Source organism: Methanogenium sp. MK-MG, from assembly GCF_009914725.1.
In the GTDB taxonomy this organism is placed as follows: Archaea; Halobacteriota; Methanomicrobia; order Methanomicrobiales; family Methanomicrobiaceae; genus Methanogenium.
In genome coordinates this window covers 1-18355 of the sequence record NZ_JAAAWJ010000037.1, presented here as the reverse complement: position 1 = coordinate 18355, position 18355 = coordinate 1, and the positions used below count along the sequence as shown (strand labels likewise).

Genomic DNA, 18355 nt, shown 5'->3' with positions numbered 1-18355 from the left:
AGCGTACTGCGGTGAAAGTCGCACGGTACGTTCTTAGAAGGGGGCGCAGGAGCAATCTTGCGTCCCTATTCGACGGATTCAGGATCGACAGAGAACATAGCACCATCTCGTTCTCGAAGATCGGCACAGTCCGTGTTAAGATGCACAGGCCATATGTCGGAAAGGTGAAAGGTATCCTGATCACCCGTTCTGGTGACAAATGGTATGTGACCATACAGGCTGAACACGAAGTTTCTGAGCCGAAGATATGTGGCAGGTCTGTCGGTATTGATGTCGGGCTGAACTCGTTCGTCACCGATAGCGACGGCAGGGTGGTCGAGAATCCTCGATTCTATGAACATTCTCTGGACAGGATCAAAAAATTACAGCAGAGTGTCGCAAGAAAGAAACGGTTCTCAAAAAACTGGAAGAAAGCAAAGAGCAGGCTGAATAAGGCATATGAACGCATCTTCAACCAGAAGAATGATTTTCTGCACAAACTTTCTCGCCAGTATGTCAATACATACGCTGCGGTTTGTGTTGAAAAACTGGATATCAAGGGTCTGAAGGAGAAAGGCAACAGCAAGGGACTGCACAGGAGTATCCACAGTGTGTCATGGGGAAAATTCTATTTTTATCTCTCGTACAAGGCTGAAAGTGCCGGTACGAAACTCATCAAAGTCAACCCCCGAAACACATCACAAATGTGCTCGAATTGTGGAACCATCGTTAAAAAGACACTATCCGATAGAGTCCACGAATGTCCGGATTGCGGATTTGTCGCTGATCGGGATTACAATGCAGCGGTGAACATTCACCGCACGGGGATGGAACAGCCCTTTGAGCCTGTGGAGACAATGCCTCTACATCACGTTTCTGTGATGCAAGTGTTGTCAATGAAGCAGGAAGCCACGCCATTTAGGGCGTGGTAGTTCACTATAACCGAAAATCGGGATGATCAGTGGAACGAAATGCTGTTGGTGTTCCGGACAGAGGTATCAACATGGGGGCATTCTTATGGGCGGGTCCGGGAACACCCGACGAACTCCGGATACCGGTTGTGGTGCTATAAAATATTTTATCATAGCATTTCGTATTACAATGAGTAACTCTTTTATTAAACAGAAATCCACCCATTACTACTACATGAAATTCAGGGGCATCATATCAGTCATTTTCTTCACCGTACTCATCACCTGTGCCGGCACTGCTGCCGCTGCCGGTGGTGCGGAGTCCGGTGTTTTGTTCAGTCTGGAACCGGTCACAGGCGTGGAGGACGAATACATTCTCTCCTGCGACGGTGCAGATGGCGGGCCTGCAGGCGTCTTCGGAACTTTTCCCGGCCCCGTCAGCATCGTCAGCACCACACTTCCTGGGAGCCACTACCGGCTGAACGGCACCACCCTTGCCTGCGCTCTCATCGATGAGGGTAGCTGTTCCCTGCACATCAGATGCGCAGACCTTCAGGCAGGCACGCTCTCTCTTTCGTGGGAGATGTTCACGGATGGTCTTTCCGGAGAAGCAGGGATATCCGTCTCAGATACGGGAGTGGTGTCAGTCCTCAGTCCAGGTGAAACCAGCACCGGGAGTGTCGGGAATCCATCATCAACACCTGTACAGCAGAGTCCCTTTGCCTGCACGCTATTCACGGTGATGGTGTCACTTGCCGCTGCCGGAGCGTATGCCGGCGGGAGAGGAGGGGATTCACGATGAAAACGCCTAGAAGATATCAGTGTGCGTGGCTTGTGCTTCTCATTCTTGGGATGGTTGCAGCAGGACCGGTATCTGCTGCGGGCACAGGTACCCTGCCACTGGATGCGAATGGGGATGCTCTCATCAGCAGTGATGAGCTGGCTGTTTCTGTCCTTGATTATCTGGAAAAGAAACACACCGGGATGGGTGCTGATGCGGGTCAGTACGGAGACCTTGTCGATGGCGCCTATGTCTATACATACTGGAATAAAACCGCAAAGACCGTTCTGGACTCCTCCGGGCAGGCAGTTACCCTGACACGGCCCATACGCCGTGCCGTTGTGATGAACGGAGAGGCTGCAGAGACGATGCGCTCACTTGGATATGACAGCACCAACGTTGTCGGTGTCGGAAAATACATCCTGGATGACCCGGTATTTTTCCCTGAATATGCCGGGATGCCGAACGTCGGCAGTGTCTGGTCGCCGGATTACGAACAGATAATATCTCTCTCCCCTGACGCAGTGTTCATCTATGCGGATTTCATGGACAGCAAAGGTGACGAAATTCAGGAGACGATTCAGTCCATGAACCCCGCAGTGCACGTGCTGCGCTATGACCTCTTTGAACCTGACACCTACGCAAAAGAAGTAGGGCTTCTTGCAGCAGTGGTTGACCGGGAAGACGAGGGGACCCGCTTTGCTGCCTTCTACACCCGGCAGATGGATACCGTCACCGGCAGGGTTGCAGCAATACCGGATGAAGAGCGGGTGCCGGTATACTTTGAGAGTTCGGATGATTTCAAGAGCTGTGCAAAAGGTTCCGGCTATCATGATAAGATCATCATCGCAGGCGGGCAGAATATCTTCGGGAACGCCACACCTGCATACCCGGTGGTCAACCCTGAGTCTGTGCTCTTCGGCAACCCCGCCGTTGTCGTCAAACTGCAGGGGAATGGCAAGCTTGACTTCGGCGGGTATGAGGATGATGACTCTTCAAAGACCACTGAACTGTATGGCAGCCTCATCAAAAGGCCCGGTTGGAAGACCATTCAGGCGGTCAAAGATGGGCGTGTCCATATCATTGACACCGATGTATTTGGTGGTCCGAAACATTTCATCGGTATTCTCTACCTCGCCACATGGTTCTACCCGGATGTATTTGCCGATGTGAACCCTGAGGAAGTCCATCAGGAATATCTCACCACCTATCAGCACAGCATGTACGATGTCACTTCGCACGGGGTCTTTGTCTACCCTGCAGCACATAGTCTGGATGGATGAATGGCATTAACAATTGAAGACTTTACCCGTGAATATTCCCGTATCAAAACGAAACGTCTCTCGTTTTTTCTGGTGGCCGTGGCACTGCTCATCGTGCTCGCAATGGTTGGTATCACGCTCGGGTCGGGAAACCTCTCAATAATGGACTCCTACAGTGCCCTCTGGAAGGGCTTCATGCCGAGGTTGTCAGGACTGATTTCATGGATTCTCACCGGCAGTTGGGCAGAGACTGTATCTGACACCCCGGAGATTGTCATATGGGATATCCGGCTCCACCGGATCCTCTTTGCCCTCGTCGCCGGATTCGGGCTGGCCATTGCAGGTACTATCATGCAGGGAATACTGAGAAATCCCCTGGCAAGTCCATTCACTCTGGGTATATCATCTGCTGCGTCATGCGGTGCCTCGGTAGCAATCATTCTCTTCGCAGGTGTTACACTGGTGAGCGGGAACCTGCTCGTGGTGCTGATGGCGTTTGCCTTTGCGATGATGGCCTCGTTCATCATTTACAGCATGGCAAGGCACAAAGGTCTGAATTCCTCATCTCTCATTCTCGCAGGTATTGCCATCATGTACCTCTTCTCGGCCATCACCTCTCTTATCCAGTACTTCGGGTCATCGGATCAGGCAGCAGCGGTGGTCTACTGGATGTTTGGCTCCCTCGAAGGGACCACCTGGCCGAAACTTTTCATTGTCACAGCAGTCATCGCGATACTGACTCCCTATGTCATCATGCGGGCCTGGGATCTGAATGCACTCGCCGAGGGTGATGAGATAGCAAAGAGCATCGGGGTGCCGGTTGAGCGTACGATGACCGTCTTCATGATGATCTCGTCTGTTATCACTGCGGTGATCATCGCATTCACCGGAACCATCGGGTTTATCGGGCTTGTTGCCCCGCATATCACCCGCATGGCAATCGGTAATGACCACCGGTGGCTGGTGCCGGCGTCAGGCCTCGTCGGCGCTGCGATTCTCCTCGGCGCAGACAACCTCTGCCGGACCCTGATATATCCATCAGTGATCCCGGTGGGGATTATGACAGCGTTTCTGGGTGTGCCGTTCTTCCTGTATTTATTCTTAAGACGGGGTGATACCGGATGGTAGTGGTATCGGTCAACGACCTCTCCTACACATACCGGAAGAAGCCGGTATTCTCCGGTATCTCCTTTGAGGCAGCAGAGGGTGAGGTGCTGGGGCTGGTAGGGCCAAACGGTTCAGGGAAGACCACGATGATCAAATGTATCGACGGCATCCTGCATCCGCAGGGTGAGGTCCGGGTCTTTGGTGATCCCATCTCATCCCTGCACCGGATGGAGATTGCCCGGAGGATTGCCTATGTGCCGCAGTCCTTTCCGGAAGGCCTCTCATCAGTGGTCTTTGAAACGATTATGATGGGCAGGCGTCCCTACCTGAACTGGCAGACCGGCCCGGAGGATGAGGAGAAGGTCTATCATGCGATGAAGATGCTGGGTGTCGAGGACTTTGCCTTCCGGAAGATAAAAGAACTCTCCGTGGGGGAACGTCAGCGGGTGATGATTGCACGTGCTATTGTCCAGGAGACTCCCATCATTCTGATGGACGAACCCACAAGCAGTCTTGATGTCAGGCACCAGATGGAGGTGATGGAGGTGGCACGGAACCTTGCGGTAGAGAAGAATATCACGGTTCTGATCTCCCTGCATGACCTCAACCTCGCGGCACGTTACTGTGACCGGATTGTCATGTTTAAAGAGGGGGCCCTGTATGGATTCGGGACCCCGGATGAGGTGCTCAGGGAGGATGTCATCGAACAGGTGTATGGCATCGAAGCCCGGATTTACCGTGACGGAGACTGCCCCTATATCATTCCCGTGCGCCCGGTTTCACGCGGCCGCACTGAAGAGTAACAAGTCCTCTGACGGGCCGGAACTTTCCTCTCTTTTTGTAATTTGGATATTCATTATGGGGAGTAATCCCCTTTGGGAATCTGGGCGTTCTTTATTGGGAGAAATATAGGGTCGGAACGATATTGGCCAGAATGTTCTGCCACCATTGCCAAAAAAGAGATAGAAGTTATTCAAGGATCAGCTGGCAGTCCTGCAGGGCAGAGACCCAGTATCCCCTGCCGGGAACAAAGTCTGTCACCGGATCATATCTTCCCTCTGACGGGTTATACGTGTAATATGTGTTCACCAGTGCGCCTTTGGGGCTCGTGCATGCATGGCTGCATGGGGTGGTGAGGGAGGCCCCGGTAATTCCGCCTGCACGGGAGTGGGTAAATCTACAGGATGTAGCGTCCTTTCGTGTTGGGTTGGTGCCGGCCCATCCCTCGCCGTGCAGGTTCTCATTTCCTTCAGCTACCCAGTACTGCGTGACATGGCCGTCACCTGTGGCGACTGCCGCGACTACCATTACAGCATATACCCGCCCGTCAAGGGAGTTCCCCTCCTCTCCCCTGCTTGTTGTGACACGGACAGTATTTTTTCCCTCGCGGAGGACGTCCCCTGCATCAGAGGCGATAAGGTATGTCCCGTGGCTTGATGAATAAACATTCTCCTGCACGTCTTCATCCCCGTAGAGGGTGTATCTTGTTTTTTTGATATTATTGGCCGAGATCTCTGTCCAGCCCGAATACTGTTCTGTCCCGCCCCATACCGCAGTGTATATCCGTGCCCAGGCAGGATCTGACGGGAGGGTGAATGTCACCTCAACCGGTGGTTCAGAGAGTCCGTATGTGCCGAATGTCAGAAGATCGCCTTCTATTTCCCCCTGTGCGGCCACTTCGAGTGGTATTCCCTCAAATGTATAGAGTGCTGATACCGCAGGAATGGTGCATGCAAGGAATCCTGCGGCCAGAAAAACTGACAATATTTGGCGAAGGTGCATACGTATAGTTGAATTTTTCATCAATATTAGAATTATTGTACATATTTGTCGTACAGTCTGGTGCTGGGTGGGCACCATTCTTCACACCTGAGATCCGGTGCTGTCCGCATACCGGGCAAAAATGGGCATCGCACTCCCCTCAGATGAGATACTGTCTGTCTCTTTCTTTGTTTTCCCTGCACCACCCCGCCGGGCACAACCTAATATCTCCTCGGGTAGAATATCGGGTATCTATGTCACTCAAGACACTCCTCGTTACTCCCGCGGGAAAGGAGAAGGTCTGGGATGTTCCCGGCAGGAATCCACCGGATGCACTGCGGGCGGCAGATGCCTTTACCGGTCGGTTCGCCCGTCGGTGTGCCCAGTATGCCCGTATCCACTACCCGAAGGACTGGGTGATTCTCTCGCCAAACTTTGGATATCTCCTGCCGGATGATGAGGTCCGCGATTATCGCAATGATGAATTCGGGGAATACAGCCTCGAATTTGATACCATCCGTGAAAATGCCGAGTATGATGGACTCCTTGGATATGATTCTGTCATATTCCTTGGCAACCGTGAGGACTACGGGGGGTACATTGATGTCGTCAGGCAGACATTTACCGGCAGCTGGGTAGAGGTGCCTCTTGAGCATGTCACATCAGGGGGTGAGATGCTGGGCCATCTCGTTGACTCTCTCACGCGGGGGACTCCCCTGCGCAGCAATATCATTCATCTCTCCCGGATACGGGTTGGGGGCCTCTTCGGGGAACTGACCCATGACATCTCTCTGTTTCCGGAAGATTCCCTCTCTATTATCACTGCCCCGAACGGCTACGGGAAGACGACCATTCTCCGGATACTCCGGGCTGTCTTTATGGGCAATGTCGATGAACTGCGGACCCTGCCATTTTTATCCGCTGAACTGGAGTTTATCCGGGATGACTGCCCTGTGCCGGATGTCCGTGACACGCTTCTGATTGAAAAGCATCAGAGTTCGCAGTTTCCGCTGAGAATTGACATATCATTTGCCTATACGCATGGCGCGGACGGAAAGGAGCGGCATTTTGTGCTCAAAGACGGAGAGTATGACAGTGAAGTGGTATCAACAAAACTTGCGGGCATCATCCCACCGGTGCCGGTGAAGTATATCTCTGCCCAGCGTCTCTGGCATGACCGGAACAGGAAGAAGGGCAACTCCGGTGATCTTCTGGCCTCGTATGACCGTAATCATGAGGGAGCATACGAACTTACGATCCTCGCGTATGCAGACGATGTAATCCGGCGTATTCAGGCACTTCTCACCGATTATGCCTCAATTGCACAGGAGCTGGATGCTACATACCCTGCCCGTTATCTGCAGGCACTGGGAGACGGTGGCCTGACCCCCTCAGCGGCAGAGATTGAGACCGATCTCTGCTGCCTGCAGAAAGAGCGGGAATCGTTTGAAACTCTGGGATTTCTGCCGTATACCCGGCTTGATGACGGGGATGTGATGATTACACCCGGGAAAATTGCGGATGATCCGGGTGTCAGGACAGCGATTTATCTGTATGTCGCTGATTCACGAGAGAAATATCAGATATTCGGGGGACTGAAACAGAAGATCGATCTCCTGGAGGAGATCATCAACACGCTCTTTTTAAATATCGATCTTACCGTTGACATCGAGAGCGGTTTTCTTCTGAAGTTTATGGGGCGTGATCCAGTACCGCCGGAAGCACTCTCCTCAGGCGAACAGAATCAGCTGGTGATGTATTATGACCTTATTTTCAAGACTGATCCCGGCACACTGGTACTCATTGATGAACCCGAAATCTCCCTGCATGTGGTCTGGCAGCGACAGTTCCTGGACACCATTCTGGGTATCATCGAGATCACGGGTTCGGATTTCATTCTCGCCACCCATTCTCCGCAGCTGATTCACACGCACTGGGACAAGACCATTGACTTATCGGGGAACTATCCGGATGAAGGGTAAGAACCGTCGGTTTGCCGGGTATCGCCTGGAGGATATATGGGCTGACCCCGATGAAATCCAGGGCATGATTGAGATGATGGAGATGACCTATCCTGGTATGGGTGGAAAAGTCTTTGTGATCACTGAAGGGCCTTATGACCTGGAGGTATATGACCGTTGTTTTAACACTGACACCTGTATACTCAGGATTGCAAACTCAAAGGAGAATGTCTGTGATATTGTGGAAGGAATATGTGCGGGGAATGCACAATCCACTGCAGACGGAGATGAGCATTGCAGCACCAGGGGTGAACGCTGTATCATCGGCATCATTGACCGTGATTATTCCCACTTTGATTGTTCGTTGAAAGAGAGAAAGAATATCTTCCTGACCGATACCCATGATCTGGAGACGATGCTCATTGCGTCCGGTGCCCTTGAGAATATCATTGAACACTTTGAGAGGATTTCACTGCCGCAGACATTTGCCCAGAAGGCCTATGGGTCACTGCGTCAGGGAGACCTGCGGATGGCACTGGCAGGAGCCGCCCGCTACCTGGGTCTGGCAGTCTTTGTGAACAATCAGGCCGGTTTTAATATTACGTTTAAGCACATCAACTGCAAGAAACGGGACGTATTCTCGCGTTTTGTCAGTGCGGAGACGCTTGAATGTGATACCGATGCCCTGAAAAAAGTTATTCGTGAGAAGAATGCAGAACGGGGAGAGGAGTTCATTGATGTGTTTGAACGGATTGTCCGTGACTCCGGCGGGTATTATTTTGAATATCCATGGCATATCTGCCGTGGACATGACCTGATCTGTGTCCTTTTACGTGACCTCAACCTGCGCTATTCCCCGCGTGACGGTGAACAGATAGGAGGCCGTGATCTCGAACGCCTCCTGCGGCGCAATTATCATGCGGTGTACTTTGCAGAGACTGACCTTTGCATACAGATTCGTGACTGGGAGGAGGGGACGTTTGGCAGGGGTGTGTCACGCATCTTCTCTCCTCAGATATACCGTGCGTTGTTGTCAAAAACAACGGTCTGAATATTTGAAACGGAGCTACTCTCTCTTACTCCCCCCAGTTGTTTGTCATCCTTCTCCCACCCTTTTTCCCTCTCTGTATTGGGGAATCGGGGGGCAGAACAGACGTATTTTCTGGTCATCGTTTCTGCCGGAAAAATACGGTTGTAATGCCGGTTATTTGTGAAAAATATGGATTATCATGGACTATTAAGGGCCCTGTATTTCTGGATATTTTCGGAGGATGTATGGCATCTCCCGACCGGGAACGGCCCACTCCGGGCTTCTGTGTGGATGTATTTTTCAAGGCACAGGGTTTCAGGATCTGTAATTTAGCGGGTATTTGTAGGGCTTTTCAGAAATCGTTCACGGAATGATGGGGATTGTAGATCATTGTCATGGCAGAATCCCTGTTTGACAGGATCTACGCGAGAGTGCCGCCGACATCAGACCGGGAGACGCAGATAAGAACGCAGACACGGCTACTGATATTTCCGGTTCGGAAAAGATGTCGGAAAAGATGTCGGAAAAGATGTCGGAAAAGATGTCGGAAAAGACTGTATCCAGCATATTACCGCTATCGTTGATTACACCTGATCTGACTATCTTTTGATATTGCTGATGATTTAAAGGTAATAACACGGACCGGCCTCACAGTATGCCCCATCCTGTCTGCCTGGTTTCAGGGGTGCCCGTGGCGGGCCAGTCTCTGCATTATTTTCTTCCCGGCCCGGAGATCTTTTCATTTATTCACCCGGTTTTCACCCGCGAAATGAAAACAAAGAGGCTTCGGGCAAATCCCGTATTGGAGTTAATTCTTCCCAACAAGTACAATATAGAGATATATGTACAGATAGGAAGGGATATTTTCATGTGTTCGGGGGAACATTCAGCACGTCTGATTATTTTGCAGGGGTGGGTCTGTGTCCCTGTGATTCAGGAATGAGTGAAAACGAAGAGATGGATATGATATGCACATCAAAACGACCCGGTAAATGTCTTAAACGGGGGATATGCTCATATTGACCCGAAATGATAAGCAAAGAAACCGTATGAAAAGGTGAAAGAACACCGGCTGAATATGGGAAACGGGCACCCCTCTCTTTCTTCCCTGTTGTTTTTCACCCGCCACCCGCCCTTTTTGATCCATGTTATGGGATAATCGGGGGGCAGAACGAACGTATTTTCTGCGTATGGTTTCTGCCGGAAAATGACGGCGATAATACCGGTTATTTGCGAAAATTATGGAGTATCGCGGACTATTAAGGGGTCGCTGTTGACGGATATTTTCAGAGGATGTATGGCATGTCCCGGCTGAGAACGGCCCGCTCCGGGCTTCTGTGTGGATATTATTTTCGGGGCACAGGGCTGAAGGATCTGCGATTTAACGGTTATTTAACCACCTGTGCCGGAATGTTTTCCAGAATGGCGAGAACAGTATTTCCAAGCTGCAGGAGACGGCCACCGTTTTCAAAAAAGAAATATTATTGGATATTAGAGTAATTATCCTCAATGTCATCGATACCAGTGTGCCGCAGATCCATGAGTTCAAGGATGACGGCATCTGAGAAGATCATGGCCGCAGTCTCAAAGAGTGAGCCTGTGGGGGCTTTCGGATTGTAGGCCACGCCTGACCGGTGTTCACCGGTGATCTGCCGGATGGCAAAGTCTGAGGGGAACCCTTCTTCGTCATACTGCCGGCTGTCGAGGATCACCGTCAGGTCGGCTGTCGCTGCCATGGCAGAATCCCTGCGTGACGTGATCAACGCGAGAGTGCCGCCGACTGCCTTGGCGGTCTTACAGATGTCGGTGATGGAATGCGTCTCACCAGACCCGGAGAAGGTAACAAGCAGGTCACCGTTCTGCATTGCCGGTGTAATCGTCTCACCGACGACATAACTCTCCATACCAAGATGCATCAGCCGCATTGCAAATGCCTTTGCAATCAGCCCGGACCGCCCGGCGCCGGCGACATAGATCCGGGGAGCGGTCAGAAGTGCCTGCATAAACTGCTGTCCTTCTTTGTCGGATACCGTATCTGCGACAGAACCCGCTGCAGAGGCGATCATCCGCATTAATTCCTGAATACTGTAGGACGTTGCCATGTTTTTCACATAGATATTGGCTGTGATATATGAAAATGATCTTTATGGTATCTTTGCATCCGCTAAAAAGAGGATACTATCTCGTGCCGCAGCGCTGGTATGCCTGTTTTAACTGCCTCATCCCTTTTTCTATCTCCTCTTCTGTCGCAGCAGAGAAGTTCAGGCGGAAGGTATTGCGGCCGCCGCCTTCCGCATAAAAAGGCACGCCGGGGAGTACTGCCACCTGCTCTTTGAGGCATGCCTGGAAGAGGGCCATTGAGTCCTTCCCTTCAGGCATGGTGGCAAGCATGAACATACCTCCTTCCGGAGTGGTATGGGTAACGTCCGGCAGCAGGTCATCCAATAAATCGCACATCTGCCGGCAGTTCTTTTTGTAGACCCGCCGCACCCGTTCGAGATGGCCTTCATAGTCATGGGTGGTGAGGTAACGGTAGATCACCGCCTGTGAGAGTGCATTCGGGTGGAGGTCTGCTGCCTGCCGGACGGCATCAAATTTTTCAATGACCGGAGCCGGTGCATAGATCCAGCCGATGCGCATACCGGGTGAGACGGTCTTTGAAAATGACCCGCTCATCACTCCGCATTCCGGCGCGTAGGCCTTTACCGGTATGCGCGGTCTGCCGTCGAATGCGAGTTCGCCAAAGGCATCGTCTTCGTAGAAGATGGTATCTGTCTCCCGGCAGCATTCCGCACACTCTCTCCGGGTGGCATCGGTGTATGCAGTCCCGGACGGGTTCTGGAAATTTGGTATGCCATAGAAGAATGCAGGTCTTTCTTCCCGGCAGAGAGAGGAAAAGGCGGCCATGTCCGGTCCATCTTCGGTGATCTCAACGGTTTTGAAACGGGGCTGGTAGTAACTGAAGGCCTCAATCGCTCCAAGATAACCGGGCCGTTCCATCCCGACCACGGTGCAGGGATCCACAAGTATCTTTGCTGTCAGATCCAGGCACTGCTGGGATCCGTTTGTGATGCGTATCTCATCTGCGGTGGCGGGAATTCCCAGACGGGAACGATAGCGTTTGGCAATATATTCCCGCAGGGGGAGGTATCCGTCGGTCGTCGTATACTGGAGTGCCGCCTCTCCTTCGTCTGCAAAGACGGCTGCTGCGGCATCGCGGATACCCGCCACGTCAATGAGGGAGGTCATCGGCAGGCCGCCTGCAAAGGAGATGATTTCCGGGTCACGTGATACTGCAAAGAGCCGGTCCAGGAATGATTCCGGGGCGGCGTCAAGCCTGCGTGCAAACTGGTAGTTCATGGATGTATCTCTCGTATACCGTCTGCGTGCGAGATACTAAAACCAATCCGATACGGATAGGTGCAGCAGAACGATCCCGTCTTTGCCGGGAGGAATTAAGAAAAAAAAGATTATGCGAGGTAGTCAGCAGGTTCAGGAATATTCTCTTTGAGGCCTTTGCGCTTCCTGATCTCCTTTACTACTTCCTTGAGCATGCCACCCGGCACAGTCTCGAATCCGGCGAATTCTGTAGACCACATGGCACGTCCTTCTGTTGCTGACCTGACATCGCCTGCGAACCCGAAGAGTTCTGCAACCGGTGCCTTTCCGATGACGGTGATGGTGTCACCTTCGGACTGCATGTCAAAGACCTGACCACGACGTCCCTGGATCTGGGCAGTTGCTGCACCCATGTGGTCCTGTGGGACGGTGATCTGGAGAATCTGCATGGGCTCGAGGAGTGAAATGCCGGCCATCAGAAGACCGCCTTTCACTGCACCACGGACAGCAGGAATGACCTGTGCCGGGCCACGGTGAATGGCATCCTCGTGGAGCTTTACATCCACAAGACGGATCTTCACATTCTGGACCTGCTCATTTGCAAGAGGGCCACCTGCGAGTGCTTCACGCCATGCTTCAAGGACAAGTTCCATGGTTTCATTCAGATTCTGGATACCCTTGGTCATGTCGAAGAACATGTTGGTGCCCTGGATTGCAGTCAGGTTCTTTGCCTCGTCCTTGTCAAAGCCTGCTTCAAGGAGTGCGTCACGGCGCTCCAGTGCAGGGAGATTCATGGTGATATCTCCGTCTTTGAGTTTCTGGACGACTTCTTCAGAGAGAGGCTCGAACTCGAGATAGAACCGGTTGTGGCGGTTTGGTGACTTTCCTTCGATCGGGCCTACGCTACCGGTGATCGTCTCACGGTATACCACAATCGGCGGGGTGGTCACAATCTCAACACCCTTATCACGGGCGATACGGTGGGTGATGATCTCAAGGTGCAGTTCTCCCATACCGGAGATCAGGTGTTCTCCGGTCTCCTCGTCGATGTTCACGAGAACGGTCGGGTCTTCCTTTCCGACCTGGCGAAGCACGGTCACAAGCTTCGGGAGATCCTTCATGTTCTTTGCTTCAACAGCAACGGTCATGACAGGCTCTGAGTAGTGCTTGAGAGACTCAAAGGTCTGCATCTCCATCATGGATGAGACAGTGGAACCGACAATTGCGTCTTTGAGGCCGGTGACAGCGGCGATATTTCCGGCATTCAGTGACTCGACCTCAATACGCTCTGCACCCATGAAGATACCAACCTGGGTGAGGCGGTTGACGTTCTTTGCAGTATCCATGACATACAACTCGTTTCCACGCTTCAGGGTGCCGGAGAAGAGACGCCCGGTGGCGACCTCGCCTGCGTGCGGGTCAAAGGATATGTCTGTTACCATCAGGCAGACGGGGCCTTCAGGATCACAGTTGAGCATTGCCTGACCTTCTTTGGTCGTCTTGTCTCCGTGCTGCCAGATGATCGGCACACGGCGTTTCTGAGCATCGAGGGGGTCAGGGAGTTTGTTTACCACCATATCAAGGACAACTTCACACAGAGGGCTTGATTTGGCGAGTGTCTTCATGTCCCCTGCCTTACAGCAGTCATATACGTCCTTGAATGAGACGCCGCTCGTCTTCATGTACGGGATGGAGATTGCCCAGTTGTAGAGAGCGGAACCGAATGCGACGGTACCTTCTCCTGCATCGAGTTTCCAGCCGTTCTTGTAGGCCTCTTCGCTCATGCCCTTGATGAGCTTATTCACCTTGTCAATGACCTTTCCGAGGCGGACCTGCATCTCGACTTCATCGACCAGCAGTTCGTTGATCAGGCGATCCACTTTGTTGATAAAGAGAACGGGTCTGACTCCTTCCTTCAGGGCCTGGCGCAGGACAGTCTCTGTCTGGGGCATCGTGCCCTCAACTGCGTCTACAAGCACAACAGCACCGTCAACCGCACGCATTGCACGGGTAACGTCACCGCCGAAGTCCACGTGACCCGGGGTATCAATCATGTTGATGAGGTACTCTTTTCCCTCATACTCGTGAACCATCGATACGTTTGAGGAATCGATAGTGATACCGCGTGCCTGTTCCTCCTCATCGGAGTCCATCCAGCATGCCTTTCCGGCAATCTCTTCACTGATCATCCCTGCTCCGGCAAGGAGATTGTCAGAGAGGGTCGTTTTCCCGTGGTCAATGTGTGCGACAATACCGATGTTCCGGATCTGTTCCGGCTGACTCATCAGTGTTGTGACCCGCTCGACCATTTTTCGCCTTCGCGTCATAATAATTCTCTAAAAAAATATTGGGTTTTATCGTGCAGACTTTGCCACACGTTCGCGTTCTTCTTTCTTTCCGACAGAGTAGCAGCGGACATCACCGCTTGCTGCTGCAATGAGTTCGTCTGCAAGGACATTTGCTGCCGGTTTCTTCTTCTTGTGGGATGCCTGGCTCACGCCACGTGCAATGAACATCAGTCCGGTGTCAACACGGCGCTGGGGAGCGGTATCGACCGACTTGGGGACATTGATGCCACCGTACTTCAGACGGACGGTCTCCTCGCGGGGACCTGCATTTGCCAGGGCATCAATGAGAATCTGCACCGGGTTCTTCTTTGTCTTCTTGTAGACAATGTCGAATGCATCCTTGACGATGCGGGTGGTGAGTTCTTTCTTGCCGGTATTTTTCTCTGTCTGCATGAGCTTGTTAATCAGACGCTCGACGATGAGCATATGACTCTTTGCAAACTGTGTGCCTGCAAGCTTTCCGCAGGAGTGTGGCACAATCATAGACTGGGTGCTGATGTAGCGAACCAGACCCGGGTCTTTGATCTCGACTTCTGAGAGATCCCACTTGTTGAAGAGCAGGTGTCCGGGGGTAACCGGTGTCTCTTCAACCGGTGCGTCCACGACTGCTTCTTCGACAGCAACATCTGCCTGAATATTTTCTTCTGTCATGATGATCACCTGCGCGGTTTCTCCTTCTTGCCAGTGACCATTTCACGGAGACATACATTGTTTACTTCAATGACCTGGTATCTGACACCAGGAATATCTCCCTTGGAACGGCCGAGACGACCGCCGATGCCCTCGATGGTGACTTCATCGTGTTCATCGATGAAGTTGATGGCACCGTCGCCGACTGCAAATGCGGTAACCTGGCGGCCGTTTTTGATCAGCTGAACACGGACACATTTCCGGATAGCTGAGTTCGGCTGTTTTGCCTCGACTCCGACCTTTTCAAGAACAATGCCCCGGCCCTGCGGTGCACCTTCGAGTGGGTCTGACTTAATGTCGAGACCGAGCTGGCGGCGTGCATAGTTGGTGTCGCGCCACCTGTTATCCTTGGCAACGCGTTTACATTTCCGCGCTGCAAATTTCCCGTTTCCCATTTAATTTACCTCAGTTTTTCAGCATGGGCCTCAGGATGACCTTACAGCTCACGCTTGTGTTCGAAATTGATATTCTATTGTGACTGAGATGGGTAGAATCAATCCCTGCCCGCATTCCCCGAAATTCTTGATTTCTGAGATATTTGGGTGATCTCCCATCCATCCCCGCCGCTGTCACCTGATATACCAGATTTCTGCCTATATATTTACACAGGGTAACTAATAAATACTGTCGTGTGGGTGCGTATCTCTCTGCCCTGGTGGTGCGCGCTATATGGGCCGGGCGCAGTGCACTGCCGGACGGTCTGCCATGGGGGTGGTACCCCTACGGCAGTCATCATATAGTATCCTCACCCATGCTGTTTCATAGCTATGAGCATGACAATATACAAGGAGGCATATTTTGAGGCAAGTCATCGCCTCCTCAATTATACCGGCAAGTGCTACCGCCTGCACGGGCACCAGTGGCGCGTTGAAGTCTGGATCACAGGAGAGGTTGACGCTGAGTCACAAATTCTTGTGGACTATAACTGTATCAAACAGGTGGTGAACCGGTTTGATCACGAGGTCATCCTCAATCGCAAGGACCCGATGGCTGAGTGTCTCTCTGCCTTCCAGGAGGTCATTACAACAGAGGGTGACCCGACATCAGAGAATCTTGCGCGCATCATTGCAGGGATGATAGATGAATCCTGCACTGCGGAAGGCATCCCTGCCTCTGTGACAAAGATCCGTGTCTGGGAGTCCACATCCTGCTATGCCCAGCTCACCTTTGATGTCATATGAACATCATCGAGATATTCTCTTCCATATCCGGTGAAGGTCTCAGGCAGGGTCTTCCGGCCACGTTCATCCGCTGTGCCGGGTGCAACCTCCAGTGTGCCTGGTGTGATACCCCTGAGTCACAAGGTGCCGGGACCGGGATGAGCATAGGGGAGGTAGTCTCTGCAGTCTCCGCAGGCATGCCCCGCTATGTCATCATCACCGGTGGAGAACCCCTGCTGCAGAAAGAGGAATTAACAGCACTTCTTGTGGCCCTCCGGGATGCGGGTTACTGCATCGAAATCGAGACGAACGGCACACTCCCGTTCACGGATGTGCAGGAATTCGCCACGGTGAGCATGGACATCAAGTGCCCGTCTTCCGGTGAGGAGTCAGACGTTGCCCTGCTTGCCGATCTCCGGCCTGAGGATTCGGTGAAGTTTGTCGTCATGGACCGCACCGACTGCCTGTATGCACAAAAGGTAATTGAGTCCCATGATATTGCAGGCACCGTCTTCATCTCACCTGTCTGGGGGGGGAATTACCGTGAGATTGCAGATTTTATTCTGGAAGAGGGAATTGAAGCACGCTTTCAGCTGCAGCTGCACAAATCCATCGGGGTGAAATAAGATGAAAGCGGTCTGCCTGCTCTCGGGCGGGATGGACTCCTCCACACTTGCCTATGTGGCACGGGATATGGGATATCATATCATCGCCCTGCACCTCCGCTACGGCCAGCCGACCGAAGACGCAGAGTATGACTGTGCCCGAAAAATCGCCGCATCCCTGGATGCAGAGGAGTTTCTCACTGTGAACCTGGACTATCTCCGCAGTATCGGGGGGTCCAGCCTGACGGATGATGCACTGACAATCGGGGATCATACAGGGGTTGAAGAAGGCCTCCCGAATACCTATGTGCCGTTCCGGAATGCCAATCTCATTGCCATTGCCACCTCGCTTGCGGAAGCCCGCGGGGCAGAGGCGGTATTCATCGGCGTGCAGGCATCGGATTATGCCGGTTACCCGGACTGTCGCCCCCAATTCATCGATGCATTCCAGCAGGTGATCGATACCGGGACTGCTGATGCAACGCAGATCAAACTGATGGCACCGTTTGTCACGATGTCCAAAACAGAAATCCTGAAACAGGGTTTTGCCCTCGGGGTGCCGTATGGGGACACCTGGTCGTGTTACCGGTCCGGTGCACCGGCCTGCGGCACCTGTGACTCCTGTCATTACCGCCTGGCGGCCTTCCGTGAGGCAGGAATTGAGGACCCAATCCCCTATGAGGTGCGGGAATGAGCGACATGCCGGTTCCCGGAAAAAAGAAGATCACCCTGGAGACGGTGACCGTTACCCTGCCGTCCGGTGCGGTGAAGGAACGGCGTGTCGTCCATCCGGGCCACGCGGTTGCGATGCTGCCCATTGATGGGGATTTCTGTTATCTCGAACGGCAGTACCGTTTTGCCGTCGGTGAGTGGATCTATGAGGCCCCGGCAGGTACGATTGACCCCGGCGAAACGCCGGAAGAGACAGCATACCGTGAATTAATTGAGGAGACCGGTATGGCAGCAGAGACCCTTATCCACCGGGGGAAAATATACCCGGCACCGGGATACACCGATGAGGTGATATATCTCTTTGAGGCACGCGGCCTCTCACCTTCGGATGCCTATGGGATGGATGAGGACGAACAGATTGAGGTGGTGAAAGTCTCCCTGTGCGAGATGGAGGAGATGATCCTGGATGGGCGTATCATTGACGCAAAGACCATCTGCCTCGCCTATCATCATTTCCGTGGGCAGACGGGTTTATGAGGGCCGCGTCACGAAGAAAGCAGGCAGGAAGCCCACGACTTTAGTCGTGGGAGGAATGCCGTCAGAAAGGTATATGCATATACAGGGCCAGTGACTCTGTATCCATGCTACTGACTGTGAAGGTCAAACTCCTTTCAGACCAGGAACAACACGATGCTTTGTTAAAAACAATGGAACGATTCAACGAAGCATGTAATTTCATTTCTGACGTA

The 18355-nt window shown here is 52.5% G+C and carries 17 protein-coding genes; 11 read left to right on the top strand and 6 right to left on the bottom strand.

From position 1 onward, the window contains the following. The 5 genes from MKMG_RS06940 to MKMG_RS06920 all read left to right on the top strand — a co-directional run. A partial coding sequence (locus tag MKMG_RS06940) for a transposase (RefSeq protein WP_254059115.1) occupies positions 1 to 911 on the top strand: 911 nt, incomplete at its 5' end. Positions 912 to 1080: 169 nt separating this feature from the next. Continuing rightward, positions 1081 to 1692, top strand: coding sequence for a hypothetical protein (locus tag MKMG_RS06935; protein ID WP_165076852.1), 612 nt, complete (start codon positions 1081 to 1083; stop codon positions 1690 to 1692). Beyond that, positions 1689 to 2954, top strand: a complete 1266-nt coding sequence (locus MKMG_RS06930; protein WP_165076850.1) for an ABC transporter substrate-binding protein — start codon at positions 1689 to 1691, stop codon at positions 2952 to 2954. Before MKMG_RS06935 ends, MKMG_RS06930 begins: the two co-directional genes overlap by 4 nt. Beyond that, a complete protein-coding gene (locus MKMG_RS06925) occupies positions 2955 to 4061 on the top strand; it encodes an iron ABC transporter permease (protein ID WP_165076848.1) in 1107 nt (368 codons plus the stop codon). Beyond that, the gene (locus MKMG_RS06920) at positions 4055 to 4843 is read left to right on the top strand and encodes an ABC transporter ATP-binding protein (protein WP_165076847.1); all 789 of its coding nucleotides are present in this window, start codon (positions 4055 to 4057) and stop codon (positions 4841 to 4843) included. Before MKMG_RS06925 ends, MKMG_RS06920 begins: the two co-directional genes overlap by 7 nt. A 166-nt stretch (positions 4844 to 5009) precedes the next feature. On the opposite strand, the gene MKMG_RS06915 is transcribed toward MKMG_RS06920, so the two are convergent. Beyond that, positions 5010 to 5822, bottom strand: a complete 813-nt coding sequence (locus tag MKMG_RS06915; RefSeq protein WP_165076845.1) for a DUF3344 domain-containing protein — start codon at positions 5820 to 5822, stop codon at positions 5010 to 5012. Positions 5823 to 6055: 233 nt separating this feature from the next. Here MKMG_RS06915 and MKMG_RS06910 point away from each other — a divergent pair, with 233 nt between their 5' ends. Next, entirely contained in the window at positions 6056 to 7783 is a 1728-nt protein-coding gene (locus MKMG_RS06910; protein ID WP_165076844.1) for an AAA family ATPase, read from the top strand. After that, positions 7773 to 8813: a DUF4435 domain-containing protein gene (locus tag MKMG_RS06905; protein WP_165076842.1), complete on the top strand. Its 1041-nt coding sequence runs from the start codon at positions 7773 to 7775 to the stop codon at positions 8811 to 8813. The genes MKMG_RS06910 and MKMG_RS06905 overlap by 11 nt, the downstream gene beginning before the upstream one ends. Before the next feature lie 1460 nt (positions 8814 to 10273). Here MKMG_RS06905 and hxlB read toward each other — a convergent pair. From hxlB to MKMG_RS06880, 5 genes are all read right to left on the bottom strand, one after another. Beyond that, a complete protein-coding gene (gene hxlB, locus MKMG_RS06900) occupies positions 10274 to 10894 on the bottom strand; it encodes a 6-phospho-3-hexuloisomerase (protein ID WP_254059114.1) in 621 nt (206 codons plus the stop codon). A gap of 76 nt (positions 10895 to 10970) precedes the next feature. Then, complete coding sequence (locus MKMG_RS06895) at positions 10971 to 12152, bottom strand: PLP-dependent aminotransferase family protein (RefSeq protein ID WP_165076841.1); 1182 nt, start codon at positions 12150 to 12152, stop codon at positions 10971 to 10973. A 110-nt stretch (positions 12153 to 12262) separates the two neighbouring features. Next, entirely contained in the window at positions 12263 to 14458 is a 2196-nt protein-coding gene (locus tag MKMG_RS06890) for an elongation factor EF-2 (RefSeq protein ID WP_165076839.1), read from the bottom strand. A gap of 27 nt (positions 14459 to 14485) precedes the next feature. Further along, positions 14486 to 15130: a 30S ribosomal protein S7 gene (locus MKMG_RS06885; protein ID WP_165076838.1), complete on the bottom strand. Its 645-nt coding sequence runs from the start codon at positions 15128 to 15130 to the stop codon at positions 14486 to 14488. Between the two features lie 5 nt (positions 15131 to 15135). After that, positions 15136 to 15564 (bottom strand): 30S ribosomal protein S12, encoded by a 429-nt coding sequence (locus MKMG_RS06880; RefSeq protein ID WP_165076836.1) that lies wholly within the window; start codon positions 15562 to 15564, stop codon positions 15136 to 15138. Positions 15565 to 15936: 372 nt separating this feature from the next. On the opposite strand from MKMG_RS06880, the gene MKMG_RS06875 reads away from it, so the two are divergent. From MKMG_RS06875 to MKMG_RS06860, 4 genes are read left to right on the top strand one after another with little or no spacing between them, the layout of a single operon-like run. Further along, positions 15937 to 16350, top strand: a complete 414-nt coding sequence (locus MKMG_RS06875) for a 6-carboxytetrahydropterin synthase (protein WP_165076835.1) — start codon at positions 15937 to 15939, stop codon at positions 16348 to 16350. Continuing rightward, positions 16347 to 16955, top strand: a complete 609-nt coding sequence (locus MKMG_RS06870) for a radical SAM protein (RefSeq protein WP_165076834.1) — start codon at positions 16347 to 16349, stop codon at positions 16953 to 16955. The genes MKMG_RS06875 and MKMG_RS06870 overlap by 4 nt, the downstream gene beginning before the upstream one ends. Position 16956: 1 nt before the next feature. Next, positions 16957 to 17628 carry a 7-cyano-7-deazaguanine synthase QueC gene (gene queC, locus MKMG_RS06865; protein WP_165076833.1) on the top strand — a complete coding sequence of 224 codons (672 nt, stop codon included), beginning with the start codon at positions 16957 to 16959 and terminating at the stop codon, positions 17626 to 17628. Continuing rightward, the gene (locus MKMG_RS06860) at positions 17625 to 18143 is read left to right on the top strand and encodes an NUDIX hydrolase (protein ID WP_165076832.1); all 519 of its coding nucleotides are present in this window, start codon (positions 17625 to 17627) and stop codon (positions 18141 to 18143) included. The genes queC and MKMG_RS06860 overlap by 4 nt, the downstream gene beginning before the upstream one ends. The last annotated feature ends 212 nt before the right edge of the window (positions 18144 to 18355 follow it).